The 14970-nt window shown below is 46.5% G+C and carries 13 protein-coding genes; 5 read left to right on the top strand and 8 right to left on the bottom strand.

The window, feature by feature from the left end; translation table 11 throughout:
* Window positions 1–16: 16 nt before the first annotated feature.
* On the top strand, window positions 17–1249 hold the full coding sequence (gene pepT, locus AB4Z29_RS10095) for a peptidase T (protein WP_441942930.1): 1233 nt from the start codon (window positions 17–19) through the stop codon (window positions 1247–1249).
* Window positions 1250–1403: 154 nt separating this feature from the next.
* Entirely contained in the window at window positions 1404–2594 is a 1191-nt protein-coding gene (locus AB4Z29_RS10090) for an MFS transporter (protein WP_441942928.1), read from the top strand.
* A gap of 83 nt (window positions 2595–2677) precedes the next feature.
* Here AB4Z29_RS10090 and AB4Z29_RS10085 read toward each other — a convergent pair whose 3' ends face one another.
* Window positions 2678–3019: a zinc ribbon domain-containing protein YjdM gene (locus AB4Z29_RS10085; RefSeq protein ID WP_441942927.1), complete on the bottom strand. Its 342-nt coding sequence runs from the start codon at window positions 3017–3019 to the stop codon at window positions 2678–2680.
* A gap of 134 nt (window positions 3020–3153) precedes the next feature.
* Complete coding sequence (locus AB4Z29_RS10080; protein WP_441942926.1) at window positions 3154–3588, bottom strand: Lrp/AsnC family transcriptional regulator; 435 nt, start codon at window positions 3586–3588, stop codon at window positions 3154–3156.
* 157 nt (window positions 3589–3745) lie between these two features.
* Between AB4Z29_RS10080 and AB4Z29_RS10075 the strand changes: the two genes are divergently transcribed.
* From AB4Z29_RS10075 to AB4Z29_RS10065, 3 genes are all read left to right on the top strand, one after another.
* Window positions 3746–4210 (top strand): VOC family protein, encoded by a 465-nt coding sequence (locus AB4Z29_RS10075; protein WP_441942925.1) that lies wholly within the window; start codon window positions 3746–3748, stop codon window positions 4208–4210.
* An 86-nt stretch (window positions 4211–4296) separates the two neighbouring features.
* Complete coding sequence (locus AB4Z29_RS10070; RefSeq protein ID WP_441942924.1) at window positions 4297–4758, top strand: MarR family winged helix-turn-helix transcriptional regulator; 462 nt, start codon at window positions 4297–4299, stop codon at window positions 4756–4758.
* 61 nt (window positions 4759–4819) lie between these two features.
* Window positions 4820–6106 carry an MFS transporter gene (locus tag AB4Z29_RS10065; RefSeq protein ID WP_441942923.1) on the top strand — a complete coding sequence of 429 codons (1287 nt, stop codon included), beginning with the start codon at window positions 4820–4822 and terminating at the stop codon, window positions 6104–6106.
* 94 nt (window positions 6107–6200) lie between these two features.
* Here the strand turns inward: AB4Z29_RS10065 and AB4Z29_RS10060 are convergent, their stop codons facing one another.
* From AB4Z29_RS10060 to AB4Z29_RS10035, 6 genes are all read right to left on the bottom strand, one after another.
* Window positions 6201–7109, bottom strand: a complete 909-nt coding sequence (locus AB4Z29_RS10060) for an NAD(P)/FAD-dependent oxidoreductase (RefSeq protein WP_441942922.1) — start codon at window positions 7107–7109, stop codon at window positions 6201–6203.
* Window positions 7110–7180: 71 nt separating this feature from the next.
* Complete coding sequence (locus tag AB4Z29_RS10055) at window positions 7181–7666, bottom strand: RrF2 family transcriptional regulator (protein WP_441942921.1); 486 nt, start codon at window positions 7664–7666, stop codon at window positions 7181–7183.
* Window positions 7667–7793: 127 nt separating this feature from the next.
* On the bottom strand, window positions 7794–9503 hold the full coding sequence (locus AB4Z29_RS10050; RefSeq protein WP_441942920.1) for an S-layer homology domain-containing protein: 1710 nt from the start codon (window positions 9501–9503) through the stop codon (window positions 7794–7796).
* Between the two features lie 41 nt (window positions 9504–9544).
* Complete coding sequence (locus tag AB4Z29_RS10045) at window positions 9545–11761, bottom strand: hemoblobin-interacting domain-containing protein (protein WP_441942919.1); 2217 nt, start codon at window positions 11759–11761, stop codon at window positions 9545–9547.
* 137 nt (window positions 11762–11898) lie between these two features.
* Entirely contained in the window at window positions 11899–13035 is a 1137-nt protein-coding gene (locus tag AB4Z29_RS10040) for a response regulator (protein ID WP_441942918.1), read from the bottom strand.
* On the bottom strand, window positions 13016–14833 hold the full coding sequence (locus AB4Z29_RS10035; protein WP_441942917.1) for a histidine kinase N-terminal 7TM domain-containing protein: 1818 nt from the start codon (window positions 14831–14833) through the stop codon (window positions 13016–13018). Before AB4Z29_RS10035 ends, AB4Z29_RS10040 begins: the two co-directional genes overlap by 20 nt.
* Window positions 14834–14970 lie beyond the last annotated feature (137 nt).

Genomic DNA, 14970 nt, shown 5'->3' with positions numbered 1-14970 from the left:
AGATGTTGAATAAACCATGAAAACGGAGATCATAAACCGCTTTATTGCTTACGCACAAACCGAAACACAGTCCGATGAGAGCAGTGAGAGCTGCCCCTCAACATCTGGCCAGCTAGTCCTAGCCCGTAAGCTTGTAGAAGAGCTGGCAAGCATAGGTATGGAGGACATCACGCTGGATGAGAACGGTTATGTAATGGCCACGCTGCCTGCCAACACAGACAAGCAGATTCCCACCATCGGATTCCTTGCTCATATTGATACGGCCACCGATTTTACAGGAACGAACGTAAAGCCGCAACTTGTAGAGTCATATGATGGGAATGATATTATTCTTAATCAAGAGCAGAGCATCGTGCTGTCTCCAAAGGACTTTCCTGAGCTCTCCGGCTATAAGGGCCATACCTTAATGACGACCGACGGAACGACGCTGCTGGGCGCTGACGATAAGGCCGGCATTGCCGAGATTATGACAGCTATGGCTTACCTCCTCCAGCATCCTGAGATCGAACACGGCAGAATCCGGGTCGCTTTTACACCGGATGAGGAAATCGGCAGAGGACCGCACCGCTTTGACGTGGCAGCCTTTGACGCTGTTTATGCCTATACGATGGATGGGGGTCCATTAGGAGAACTGCAATACGAGAGCTTCAATGCGGCAGGCGCTCATATTACGATCAAAGGTAAAAACGTCCACCCCGGCACAGCCAAAGACAAGATGATTAATTCCGCAAAGATCGCCATAGAGCTGCAAGGAAAGCTTCCAGCTGAAGAAGCTCCCGAGCACACGGCAGGTTATGAAGGCTTTTACCATCTTTCCTCTATCGAAGGCGACGTTGAGGAGACACAGCTCCGGTATTTAATACGCGACCACGATCGCAAGCGGTTTGACGAGCGAAAAGTACAATTGACCCAAATCGTGGAGGGGCTGCAAGCCCGCTATGGCAAGGATCGTATTGTACTGGAGATTAAAGACCAATATTTCAATATGCGTGAGAAGATTGAACCGGTCATTGAGATTGTAGAGATCGCAAAACAGGCGATGGAAAATCTCGGCATTAAGCCTATCATTGAACCGATTCGCGGCGGCACAGACGGCTCTCAGCTGTCCTATATGGGACTGCCTACACCCAATATCTTCACAGGCGGGGAAAACTATCACGGCAGGTATGAATACGTTTCAGTAGACAACATGGTGAAGGCCGTACATACCATCATTGAAATCATTAAGCTTTATGAGCAAAAGGCATAACGTCGTTCGCGTCATCAGCCCGTTCGGCGGCCAGCTAGAAATAGCTTGATTACACGAACAGAAAACGAAATAATAGGTAACAGGTCTTATAGGCTTGTTGCCTATTATTCTATGTAAGCTTTCACGAGCACACAGAAAGGTTGACAACGACATCATGGAACTAGCAGAACGCTTGACCAAAAAGCAAACAGCCAAGGAACCTTTCCCCATCTCTATACTGTCCCTTACCGTCGGCGCCTTCGCCATTGGAATGACCGAGTTCGTCATTATGGGTCTGCTCCCCAACGTGGCGCAGGATCTAGACGTAAGCATATCTGCCGCAGGACAGCTCATTACGATGTATGCACTCGGTGTAGCCGTCGGTGCCCCCATATTAACGCTCCTTACCCACCGTATTCCGCAAAAAAAGCTATTATTGCTTCTAATGGTTTTATTCATTGTTGGCAATGCCGTATCCGTAGTCGCTCCGAGCTACGCCGTTCTAATGGGAGCGCGAATGTTAACCGCTTTGACACACGGTACTTTCTTCGGCGTCGGTGCCGTTATCGCGTCTAACCTCGTACGCCCCGACAAACGTGCAGGAGCTGTGTCCATTATGATGGCTGGGCTCACGATTGCGAATATCATAGGTGTCCCATTAGGTACCTTTATCGGTCAAAATATGGGGTGGCGAGCCTCATTTGGTGCCATTGCCATCATGGGCATACTGGCGTTGATTGGCATTCTAATGTTCATCCCGAAGCTTAAGCCCGAGAAGCCCGCCAGTATCGTTCAACAAATCAGCTCGCTCGCAAGCCCTAAGCTGCTGCTATTCCTATTGATCGCAGCGCTTGGCAATGCCGGCTTATTCGCTGTGTTCACCTACATTGCTCCGCTGCTAATGGAGGTGTCCGGCTTCGCCGAGCATAGCGTAACATGGATTCTTGTCCTGTTCGGCTGCGGCGTAACAATCGGCAACATCGTCGGCGGCAAGCTGGCAGACTGGAAGCTGCTTCCCTCTATTCTCGGGCTTTATTTGGCGATATGCCTCATTCTGGCGCTGCTTACTTTCACCATCCACAGCCCATTTGCAGCCGTTCTGACTATCTTCTTCTGGGGCATGGCGTCCTTTGCCGTGATGCCGGGGCTTCAGGTCCGTATTATGAGCCTAGCGAAGGCAGCGCCAGCGCTTGCTTCTACCTCGAGCCATTCAGCAGGCAACTTAGGCAACGCGGCAGGCGCTTTTATCGGCGGCTTTGTCATTACACATATGTCCCTAACGGCGCTGCCATGGGTCGGCGCACTGCTTGTGGGAGCCGCACTTATGCTGGGAATAGCCTGCTATATTTCCGAGCGTAGAGCGTAAGCAATAAAAAGAGGTTATTCCAGTAACGACCGGGATAACCTCTATTCATCTACAGATGCTGATAAACAGCACAGCCTTCATCGTTACGCTTTTTTAACAAACTCCGATTTCAACTTCATTGCTCCAAAACCGTCAATTTTACAATCGATATCATGGTCTCCGTCAACTAATCGTATATTTCTGACCTTGGTGCCGATTTTCAGTACGGACGAGCTTCCCTTCACTTTCAAATCCTTAATGACCGTCACGGTATCACCGTCAGTCAAAACATTGCCATTAGCGTCTTTTACGATTTTTTGGTCATCGCTGGCTGCAGAATCGGACAAAAGCGTCCATTCATGGCCACATTCCGGACAAATGAGCATATTTCCGTCCTCGTAGGTGTATTCGGATTGGCATTTCGGACAATTCGGCAATTCCGTCATCGTTTACGTTCCCCATTCATTCTCTATTGTGAAGCGTGATGGTGATGCAGTGCCGCAATCGGGCACTTGATTTTCTTTTACAAGTATAGGGGATTTCCAAAAGGGATGCCACTAAGGCACTGGCACTTTGCTGGCTATAGCAAAATACGATTTTCCATCATATTTTTCATGCTGATCAGCGTTTTGGAAGGACCCAGCCGGACTAGTGAGTCTTGGAATGCAGCGATTTCCTCAACGGAGGAGGTTTGAACTTGAATCAGATAATTAAATTCGCCGCTGATGCGATGCAGGTCGGTTACCTCCTTAGCTGCTGTACAGAAGTCAACGAGCTCCTGACAATGCTCCGTCTTGACCATGATGAACGATGTGGTTCCCCGGTCTAGATGACGTAAATTAAAGGTGGCTGAATAGCCGGTAATAATATTTTTATCCTCTAGCTTCAGAATCCTCTCCTTCACTGAAGGCTGTGACATCGCAATCTGTTTGCTTATTTGCGAAATCGAAATTCGTCCTTGGTCCCGAAGCAGCTGCATAATCTTTTTATCAATTTCGTCTATATGCGAATCCATAACAGCCCGCCTTTCATTCTCTATTCATAATAAGCTTTTATCTCCAAAATAACTTTTATTATATAACCTATATTAAATTATAACCTTTTATTTATTATGCGTTTTAATTATTTCATTTACTATAATATATATACACTAATCTAAAGGAGAGATTCGAATGAGCGTAAAAGGACTCGCGCATATTGCCATACAAGCCAAGGATTATCAGGCTACAATTGCATTTTACACACAGGTTTTAGGGTTTAAAGTCGGCCATCATTGGAGCTTGCCCGCTTTTCGAATCAAAGAGGCTTCGATGCTTATTTCGCCTGACCTAAAAACATGCATTGAAATTTTTGATAATGAGGCTGTCATTCCTGCTCAAGGTAAAAAAGCCGCCTCAGATGAGGAAATCGCTCATGGAGCACTGCTGCATGTTGCATTTTATGTTGAGGATGTAGACACCCTATACCAGAAGGCAATCGCTCACGGAGCGACGTCATATGTAGAACCAGGACTGCTCACCCTTGGAGATCCTCCGCTCACCATCAAAAACGCTGTCGTTCAAAGCCCGAACGGCGAGGTTATTGAGTTTTTAGAAGAGGTTAATTTTGATACCAGAGCCGCTCGTAAAAACAATTGACAGCCAACCTAAAATGAATTATCTTTGTTGTACATACAAAACAAAACTGGCAAGTCCAGCATTCATCCTTAAGGAGGGTCTCTCATATGACAAAAGAACAGACTGAATCTGCTTTGCGAGATCCTAACCCTGACGAATCGTTTCTGCACACCTGTTTATATTTCACTGCCAACCGATTAAGCCGCGCTATCACACGAATGGCAGATGATGCTTTTGCTACGACTGGACTTACGCCAGCCTACGGTTATTTGATCCGGCTCGTTATCGGCAAGCCCGGTATTACGCAGAAGGAGCTTTCCGAGAAACTCCATATCACGCCATCTACCCTCACGCGCTTCATTGATAAGCTCGAGGGCAAACAGCTTGTCGAGCGTAAGGTGCAAGGAAAGACTGTCCTCGTTTATCCAACGCCAAGAGGAGCCGAGATGGAACAGTCGCTGCGCCAAGCCTCCAAACAGCTCAAAGCCAATTATGAAGCATTGCTAGGCAAAGAGCTGGCTGAACAATTGACACGTGACGTGGAAACAAGCAGCGCTTTACTGGAATAAGTAAAGTGCTTGACTGCTTTTATTGTTGTATGTACAAACAATATATAAAGGATGGATAGGCATGAGTAAAACCAAATGGACAGGCGAGCCTAAAGCCAAGTCCCGCTTCTACTATGGCTGGATTATCGTATCGCTAACCTTCGCTACATTGCTCGTATCCGCGGGAATTCGCTCACTGCCAAGCATTCTGCTCGTTCCCTTTCAGGATGAATTCGGGTGGAGCAGAGGTGGAATTTCCAGCGTCATCTCTATTGGTATCTTTCTTTATGGACTTGTAGGCCCTTTCTCTGCTGCTCTGCTGCTGCGCTTCGGAATCCGCAAGGTCGTTATTAGCGCACTTGTCGTGCTGGCTGCCAGCCTTGCAGCTACTCCGTTCATCAGTTCCTTGTGGCAGTTCGAGCTGCTATGGGGGGTTGTATCTGGGCTTGCGACGGGTATGATGGCTAACGTGCTCGGCGTAACTGTCAGCAATATGTGGTTCGTCAAGCGGAAAGGCTTGATCATCGGCTTGTTAACGGCAAGCGCCGCGACCGGCCAGCTGCTGTTTCTGCCGCTGTTCGCCAAGGTCACCGCCGATTGGGGCTGGAGATACGCCGTTTATGCCGCTGTGGCCGGCGTTCTGATTGTTCTGGTAGCCGTAACGATCTGGATGCGCAATCATCCCTATGATGTAGGAGCAGCGCCTTACGGCTCGGATGAAATCGTTAAGCCTGCTGTCTTCAAAGGCAATCTCTTCCTAACCCCCTTGCAGAATTTGCGGTTCGCCATGAAGAATGCCACCTTCTGGCTGCTTGCTGGCACCTTCTTTTTCTGCGGGTTCTCAACAAACGGCCTAATCGGCACGCATCTGATTGCGGCATGCGGCGATCATGGCATGCTGGAAGTTACAGCAGCTGGTCTACTAGCCATGATGGGGCTATTCGATTTGTTCGGCACTACGATTTCCGGCTGGCTGTCCGACCGGTTCGACAGCCGCTGGCTGCTCTTCTGGTATTACGGCTTACGTGGACTATCCCTGTTGTTCCTGCCCTATGCGCTTGACGCAACACCTGCCATGCTTGTCGTTTTCTCCGTATTCTATGGTCTCGACTGGATTGCCACCGTGCCGCCAACCGCCAAACTTGCGGGTGAGACATTCGGCAAAGAGAAATCTGGCATGATCTTCGGTTGGATCGTGGTTGCCCACCAGATCGGCGCATCAACTGCCGCTTATGGAGCTGGCGTCATGCGCGATTGGTTCGGCAGCTACTCACAAGCCTTTGTTATCGCCGGCTTCGTCTGCTTTTTCGCAGCGTTAATGGCCGTGCGAATAAGGAAAAACCATGCAGAGAAGCCGCAGGCTGCATGAATGTTTTAGAAAAATGAATAAGCCCTACTAAAAAACTCGGGATCCGATCATCCCGAGTTTTTTCTTATTTGTATGAACGGAAATCAGCACAATGCTAGCTGTTCCACGCCTCTGTAAGCAGCTCGCCATTTATAACGGCTCCTGCGAGCGAACCCATGGCGGCAGCCGCAATGGCCTGGTACATTTGGGTTGCCGCGTCTCCAGCGCTAAATACACCAGCTATATTCGTCTTGCCAAAGGTATCTACAACAACGGTCCCTTCGTCTGTTACCTCGCAGCCAAGTGATTGTGGCAAATCAGACCCGGCTGCCAGCTTAGGCGCAAAGAAAATGCCTGTGCACGGAATAACGGTTCCGTCCTGCAACACTACCTGCTCCACCATACCCTCTTGGGAGACAATGCGTTCGATCGGTGACGTATAGGTCGGAACATTGTGGCGACCGAGCTCCTCTCTCTCTTCATTCGTCCATTCGTCCGGCCCATTCGTACATATCGTAAATTGACTGGTCCAGCCTGATAGCATCTTAGCGAGGTGCATTGCTTTGGCGCCCTTCACGATCAGAACCAACGGTTGATCCCTAAGTTCCCATCCATCGCAATAGGGGCACACAAAAGCGCTTTTGCCATACACTTCGGCCAATCCGTTCACGTTCACGGGCAGATCCTTCATGCCGACGGCAAAAAGCAGCTTTCGGGTCCGGTATATCGTCCCCTGAGCGGTAGTCACGACGAAATCACCATCGGCTCCTGCTACTTTTACAGCCGAGTCCTCTGCGAATTGAACGCCAGGATAAACACTAATTTGTTCCTTCGCAATACGACGGAACTCACCTGGACTGATGCCGTCACGGGTTAAGAAGCCATGTGTCTCACGGGTTACCCGGTTACGCGGCCGACCTTCGTCAATGACAACTACGTTTTTTCTCGCTCTACCCAATACCAACGCTGCATTTAAGCCCGCCGGACCACCGCCAATAATAACGACATCACTATGCTTCTCCACTATAATCACTCTCCTAGATCTTTAATGTCCATAATTTAAACGCAAGAAGCCCGCGGCTTCTCGTTCCATACTTATTTGTTATGACAGGATGCGGAATCTACTACCCACTGAATCGTATGCTTGCGTAGATAATCATACATTTGCCTTTCGGCTCCATCCATGACTTTCTTCACCAAGCAGTCCTTGCCGAATGCAAATGCAGGCTCTGAGCTATCCACATCTTCAAACTCCGCCTTCTCTGCCTCAAAGAACATCGGATGATGCTGTTCGTCGATGCTAAAGCAATCGTACAAGTGCTGACGCCCTTCCACAACTTGAATGACCTCAAGAAACGTAATCTGACTGGCATCCCTTGCAAGCTCGTAACCTCCACTTACGCCCGTCACGGCGCGAACGATGCCATCTTGGCGAAGCTTGGACATGATCTTGGACAGATAGCTCTCCGAAACGCTCAGCGATTTGGCTAACTCCTTGATGCCTACGTTTTGCCCCCGCTCACCATGCGCCAGATGGATTAATGCATGCAAGGCATAACCCGTACTTTTTGAAAACTGCATGAGAAGCTCCTTTCTATCTGGGTTTCATCTTAATTACCGACTTCTAATGTCCATTATAGATAAGTTGAGTCCATTATACAACAAAAAATAACCGCCAAGCTAAAACGGCCTTGGCGGTTAGCATAAACTAATTAATAAAGTGCGTATATTGCATCAAACGCTTGAGCATAACAACGGCTTGCGCACGCGTAGCTTTTGCGGAAGGTACAAATGTTTCCTCCGTCATGCCCGTAATGATTTCGGCCTTAACCGCTTGTGCAACTGCGGATTTCGCCCAACTGCTGATGGATGCCTGATCCGTGAATACAGCTAATGAACCATCCGACTCACCCGCAGCATTCGTACTTACACCTGACGCCGTAATCGCTCTTGCGATCATAACAGCCATTTGTTCACGAGTAATGGTGTCATTAGGCTTAAAGCTATTGTCACTGAAACCATCCACAAGCTTCGCTTTCACAGCCGTGCCAATTGCGCCGGCATACCAGTCACCTGATTTAACGTCGGTGAAATTCGCTCCGGCTGCATCTAACGATAGCCCTAAGGAGCGAACGAGCAAAGCCGCGAACTCTGCTCTTGTAATCTGATTATTAGGAGCAAAGCTGCTGTCCGCCACGCCATTGGCGACCAGCTTGGAGGCAAGCAGCTCGATATCTGCTTTGGCCCAGTGCGTACTTACATCATTAAAAGATTTTGTTGAGGAAAGAACGGCATATATACTGTTGCCGTTGCGTTTAAAGGTCACTTTTGTAGAGCCGTCGGCTTGCTTCTCAAACAGGGCTGGAACGAATGAGAACTTTCCTGTTTGCGGATCATAAAGGACCACTGTCGTGTGCGCACCATCCACTGCATCTGTTAAAACCATGCTTCGCTCCACATAGATGGAACCGAATTGATTAAGCTCAATCGTCTTACCGTTTCCTGTTGCAGTCACCGTAAACGTAATGGCTTTGCTAAGCTGGGTTGTGGATATATCGAGCGCGCTTTTCTTGATTTGGGCATCAAGATCTGCAGCTGCTGCCGAGATGGTTACTTGAATGCTTACATCTTTACTTTCAACACCCAGGCTTTGCGCGATAGCAGCAAAATCAATAATGCTCAGCGGCAATGAATACTCACCGTCATTCGTCTGCAGCGAAATAATGGTATTCGGAGCGCCTGCTGCTGCGGCTGCTAATACGGCTGATGACAGACTAAACTGAACGGAGTCACCGGCAGGATTATTGTAAGCGATAAAAACAATAGGTGCATCTCCGCGGTTATCTTGTTTTGCCGCTTTAGCAAGGGCATCTGCCAAAGCTGCGTCATTTTGTTTAACAACCGTTATTGCATTTCCAGCGGCATCCTTAGAAGGTACGGCTTCGTTCTTGCTTGTATCCACCGTTACGGGATCTGCATTCGATTTAGGTGGCGTTACGGGCTTGCCGACCGCTCCAGGCGTCTCTATCGTTCCGATAGGCGTACCGCCACCTGGATTGTTTCCACCGCCTGTGCTTGAAGGATTAACTTTGAAATCCAGTGTTGCTACTTGTTCCGCTTGTCCTGCGACAACCTTATAGGTGCCCGACGCTTCTCTGCTTGCCAAAGTAAAGGAGCTGGTAAACTTCCCCTCGCTTACCGGAGCAATCGTGTAGTACAYGACGCTGTTTCCCGGACGCAATACTTTAATAATTACCTCATCCAGAGTGGATGTTCCGTTAATAACAACATTACCGCCTTGTTCTACAGGCTCTATTGCGTTTATTGCAACCGCTGCAGTGCTTGCGAAAGCCGTGACGGGTACAAGCATGAAACAAAGCATCATGACCAGCATCATATTAAGCTGTCGTAATTTCACTTTTAAATTCCTCACCTTCATATTAATTCCTTGATTTACTGCTATTCCGGACTATTATTGTTATTGTTTTCACTTAAAAGCAGAGCTTGATCGAATTCGCTTTGCGTCTTTACGGTAGCTAGATTCAATCCTACATCGGCCGGGTCATTGCTGTATTTGCTAACAATATACGCTTTGACGGTGTAGTTAGCATTTGTCGCTGCATCGCTAACATTGAAGTTCGCCGAATAGGTGCCTGTTCCTACCTTCAGATCAGCGGCAACGATGCTTACTGGCGTTGTTCCATCAAACAACTGGAATACAACCGTTTGATTGCCTCTTTGATTGGTATTGTTATTACTATCGCGTGAGAATGGATTTGAATGGTTGCTTTGATTAGCATCATCGCGTGCGAGCACATTAATCTTCGCAGTAATTCCATTTACGGGAGTAACAACTGGTGCAGTCATGTAAAATAGTTCGGTGGATTTCATTGCATAGCCCTCAATATACTTACTGCTGTATCCGTTCGCATTGATATAGATTTCATAGCTATATCCTTCTAGAAAAACACCTTTCTGAATTGTTAACTTTCCATTCGTCAGTGTGAATTCAGAGCTTGTAAGTTCTCTAGTAATTTCATTGTAATCATCATACACTTCGATGCTTGTCACTCGATCTCGCCATTCTGCATTATCTTCGAATAGAAATTCACTTACTGTATTACTTAGCAATGATCCTCTGAAATCTGGCGTATTATATGCGATTTTTTCGTTAACCTCATTGTTTTTCCGATAGCCATTCTCGTCTCCGACAATATTTGCCTCTACCTTAACCTGAATCGCACCCGCTTTGATAGCATCATGGAATATAATCTTTATCTCACTATTTTGTAGCGAAACAATATCGTTAGGGTCGAGATCTACAAAGGTAACGCCTTGATCCAAAGAGATTTGAATCGACTCTTTAAGATGTGATCCCATTTCGTCTATTGTTAAATCCATTAGATTTTCACTATAGTTATTGAATTGCAAACTTAAGAGGCGGCCATCATGAGATAGATATCTGCTATTTAAGTACATATTTGACAGGTCACTTACACTAATCCAATTGGTACTGATGCTGGAATGATCGAACTTGTTTCCACTCATATCGCTAATTCGGTTTACTCCATTAAATTGGAAATAGCTATAATTCCCCGGTGGCAATGACACGAAATGAAGATTAATGGTATTACCCGCTACGGTTACATCAACATCATTAGCAAGGCCCGAGTAATACCCGGTTGCACTATTATACATTTGCGTGTTCTGTTTAAATGTTGCTATAGCTTCTGCATCCATTTGAATATCCTCATCAAAATGCAGGGCCAAATCTTTAAGACCATTAGAGAAATAATAGCTCACAAATTTAGGAGGCGTTGTATCTGCTGGATTAGGATCTTCTACGTCCGCGTTTGCCTTAATATAAGCAGTCGTTCTTGTATCAGTCTGTACATTGCCATCAGCATCTCTTAGAGCATCGCCTGAAATGATAATTTGGTTGGACTCTCCTTTGATCGCTTCCGCCAAATGAATATGCAGCTTTCCAGAAACAAGCGTTGCCGTATCCTGCCCTGTTAACGGGATCGGTTTTCTTTGGGGATCCCTTGAGATTTCAATATATTCTTTGAGATAGCTTTCATTCTCAGTATTATCGAAAACTTCTTCGTTAAAAGTAATCACGATATCATGATTATCGGCACTAACTTCAGCGCTCTGTATGACTGGCGGGCCTACTTGAAGATTCATCTCTTCGTTCAGGTTCCCAGCCTCGTCCCTTATCGTACCCGCTGCAATCTTAATGACTGTATTAGCACCAAATATAATTTTCATATCTTGATTGTAGGACAAATATAACCTTTGATCGTCCGATTTATAAGCTTCACTCTCTTGCATTTGGAAAGGCGCGAAATTTACGCCATCACTCGATATGCTGATGTTATTTTTCAGAAATGCTGCAATCTCTTCAGAAGTAGATTCCTCTGGTGCATTAATAGAAAAATACTCATTAAAATTTAAATACACTTCATTTCCATACGAGGATCTCGCCCCAACAAAAGCCGGAGGTGTCGTATCCGGCACTGTTAGCGGCACAAAGCTAACCTCTCCTCCAGCCGGTGCCGCATAACCTGCTACGGGTGCTGCGCTTAGAACCGCCGCCGCTGTCAATGTAACAGCCATCCATTGCGAAACCTTTCTTTTCAATTGCGTATTGCCTTTTTTGTTTCTTTTAATCATTTGAATTTTTCACTCCCACTTCAATAATTTAACCTACTAAAGTCCAGTATATATGGGTCCAATGACGGGAAAATGACAAACATCGACAGAAAAAAAAGAATTCCGCATGAGCGAAACTCTTTTTCTTTACAAATTTTTTATGAATTTAGTCCCGACAACAACTGAAAGTATAAGTCCGAAGCCTCAGATGAAGGTTTTATGCCAATTTCTCTATGTAGAACCTCCACAAATTGGGCATAATTTTTCACGATTGCCTCTTTATTGTCTTGCAACGCCCACGCCTTCATCAGCAGCATGAATGATTCTTCATCTATTTCGTTTTGTGTCATTAGCTTTAACAATAATCGAATCGACGTGTTGATTTCTCCCACTTGCATCAGCGCAATGGATAGCCGCTGAGTAAAAGCGTTGTACATCAGCGTTAACCGCTCCACCTCATTCCATGCCCATGGAAAGGCACGTTCTCCGAACAAATGACCGGTGTATTGCTGCTCCAGCTCAATAGCCTGCTGAATATTGGATTCATTAATAATTGCCAGCCGCCTGCAGCCTTCTTCAAAGCTTAAGAAATCAACATGAACCTGACTAAGGCTGAAAGCATAATGGTTGCTCTCGGAATGCAGGTTTTCCTTCAAGCCGTAAGCCTCCAAAACTTTTCGAAGCTGATAAACTGTCGTATTCAAATAGGTTTCTGCGTTTTTTTGGGCCATGCCGCCGAACAAATCTTCAATGATTTTGGACCGGGACACCAGCCTGCCTTTATGTAATAGCAAATAACCCATAAGCTCCGCGCTTTTGCTCGATTTCCATTTGACCCTAACGCCATTGGCGCTCTTAATATCAATGCCGCCCAAACAGAGCAGAGTGGCCACCTCTTCATCCGGTTTCCGAATCGACTGTAATAAACGCTCCGAACGTTTCTCTGCGAGCGCTTTTTGAACCGTTTTTTGCAGCCTCTCCTGCACAACGGGCTTTACAATATAATCAAATGCGTCCACATCGAAGGCAAATACAGCATATTCCTTATGTGATGTGATGAATACGATTTTCGTTTGTCGTCCACTCTCCCGTACTCGCTCCGCGAACTCCATTCCGTTCTCCCTCGGCATACTGATATCCAAAAATACCAAATCTACTTCATAGAGGTTGAGGTAAGAGAAAGCAGATTCCGTTTCTCGGAATACACCGACGATCTCCACCTCCGCAATTTTGCCGAGCATTCGTTTCATGATTAAGTGCATCGCCTTCTCGTCATCAATGAGCAAGACTTTCATGGTACTCCCCCTTTATGCCAGGTAGCGGCTTGGTAGATTCAGATGGAGGAATAGGAATGGTGAAATAAAAGGTGCTTCCCTGCGACGGCTTGCTTTCAAACCAAATTTCCCCGCCATTTAACTGAACGAATTCCTTGCATAAGGTGAGCCCGAGCCCTACGCCGCGCTCTCCAGCCGTTCCTGCCAATGAGCTCGGATAAGCTTCTTGCAGAAGCGTATCGGCTTGGTCATTGGGTATGCCTAAGCCTGTGTCATTGACGGATACCATTACTTTATTGCTGCTGATTTCCGCTTTTATGCGAATACTCCCATCGAAGTCTGTGAATTTAATCGCATTGGATAGCAAATTACGAATAATAAGATCGAGCATTTCCTTGTCCGCATAGACAAATACGCCTTTCGGTATGTCTGTATAGAGGTGAATCCGCTTCGCCTCGCTCCTAACGCTAAGCAAACGCATATTGCTCTGAATCGCATGCAGCAGGTCCCGCTCCACAGGACGGAATACCATGCCTCCTCTTTGGCTTCGAAACCAATCAAGCAGGCTTTCCACAAGGTCAAAGGTGTTCTTGATTTGCTGGCCCATTTCATTCAGCAGCTCATCGTGACTTTCTCCGTGGTCGTGCATTTCCTCTTCCATTAACTCCATGAGGTTAATGAGTACGGCTAGCGGATCACGTATATCATGGGCGACAACGTTGAACATCTTATCTTTGAACGTATTCAGCTCGCTAAGCTGTCTGGCATTCTCAAGCAGCATCTGCTCCGACCGCACGGATTCCGTCACATCGCTTAGCAGAATCATTTTGCCAACAGGCTTCCTGCGGCTATTGTGGACATATGACATATGAATATTAAAAAACAGCTTATCCAAGTTCCCGGAAATCTGCATTTGGTTTGCATGAAAAGGCTGATGGACTACCCTCTCAAGCAATACGGGATATTCCGAAAAAATGGCTGCAGCCGGCTGCCCAATCTTTTTTTTGCTCAAGCTTTGGATTGTTTCAGCTGCGGATTCGTTAAAGCTCATTAGGCTGTTATCCATATCGAGGACGATAACGGCATCCTGCATGGATTCGAACATTTTCTGATGCGCGAGCGGCGCCAGCCTGAGCATATTGAATTGATAGATTCCCCACATATAGAAAATACCCGAGATGACAAAGCCAAATGGGGAAATGTCAATTGGCATGTACACTATACCGCTTACATAAATCAGAGCAAATCCAAAAGGCCCCCAAGACCCAATAATCATTAATGCGACTTGTTTTTTTATGCGCGGCGTTTCTTTCAGGAACATTCGGACCAGCATGACCGTGCCAATAACAAAGAAAACGTAAGAATAATAGACATGCATATAGTATAGAGGTCCCTTTTCCAACACGAGCACCGGGAATCCTTCTGAATAATCGAGTGTCATACTTTTATAGAATAGATGATGTAATTCATTCGTGTGGTGGGCAATAAACGTAAGCATTGGGACGGACATAAGCGCGGCCACGACCCGTTTGTTAACGAGCGCTTGGCGCCCCGTGTACTGGAGAACCATTATGAACCAAAAGAGTGTGCCGAAGGGTATGCCCATGTATTCCAATCTAAGCCAGAAACGAATGTGATCGAGCGAGGTACTTACAATCTCAAAAGCATATCCGAACGTGTAAAAGACGCCCGTAAGCATTCCCAAACCATAGCTCACGGAAATGGGAAGATCCCTTCTTTTCCAGCAAAGGTAGCAAATGATTATAGCACAGCAGGCCGCTGCCATCAGAAAGACCGATAAATATATATTGTAGCTCATAAAGGGCTATCCCCCACGCTGGATATGGTCTTCTATTAAAACGGAAATATTATTCATTTAAGTATATCACTTTTGAATGACGTAAAAATGACAAACTTCGACAAGATTTGCAAGCAAGGTTTGAAAAGAGTGCCTTA

Source organism: Paenibacillus sp. 2TAB23 (assembly GCF_052115165.1).
Classification (GTDB): domain Bacteria; phylum Bacillota; class Bacilli; order Paenibacillales; family Paenibacillaceae; genus Pristimantibacillus.
This window is presented reverse-complemented; position numbering and strand designations above follow the sequence as displayed.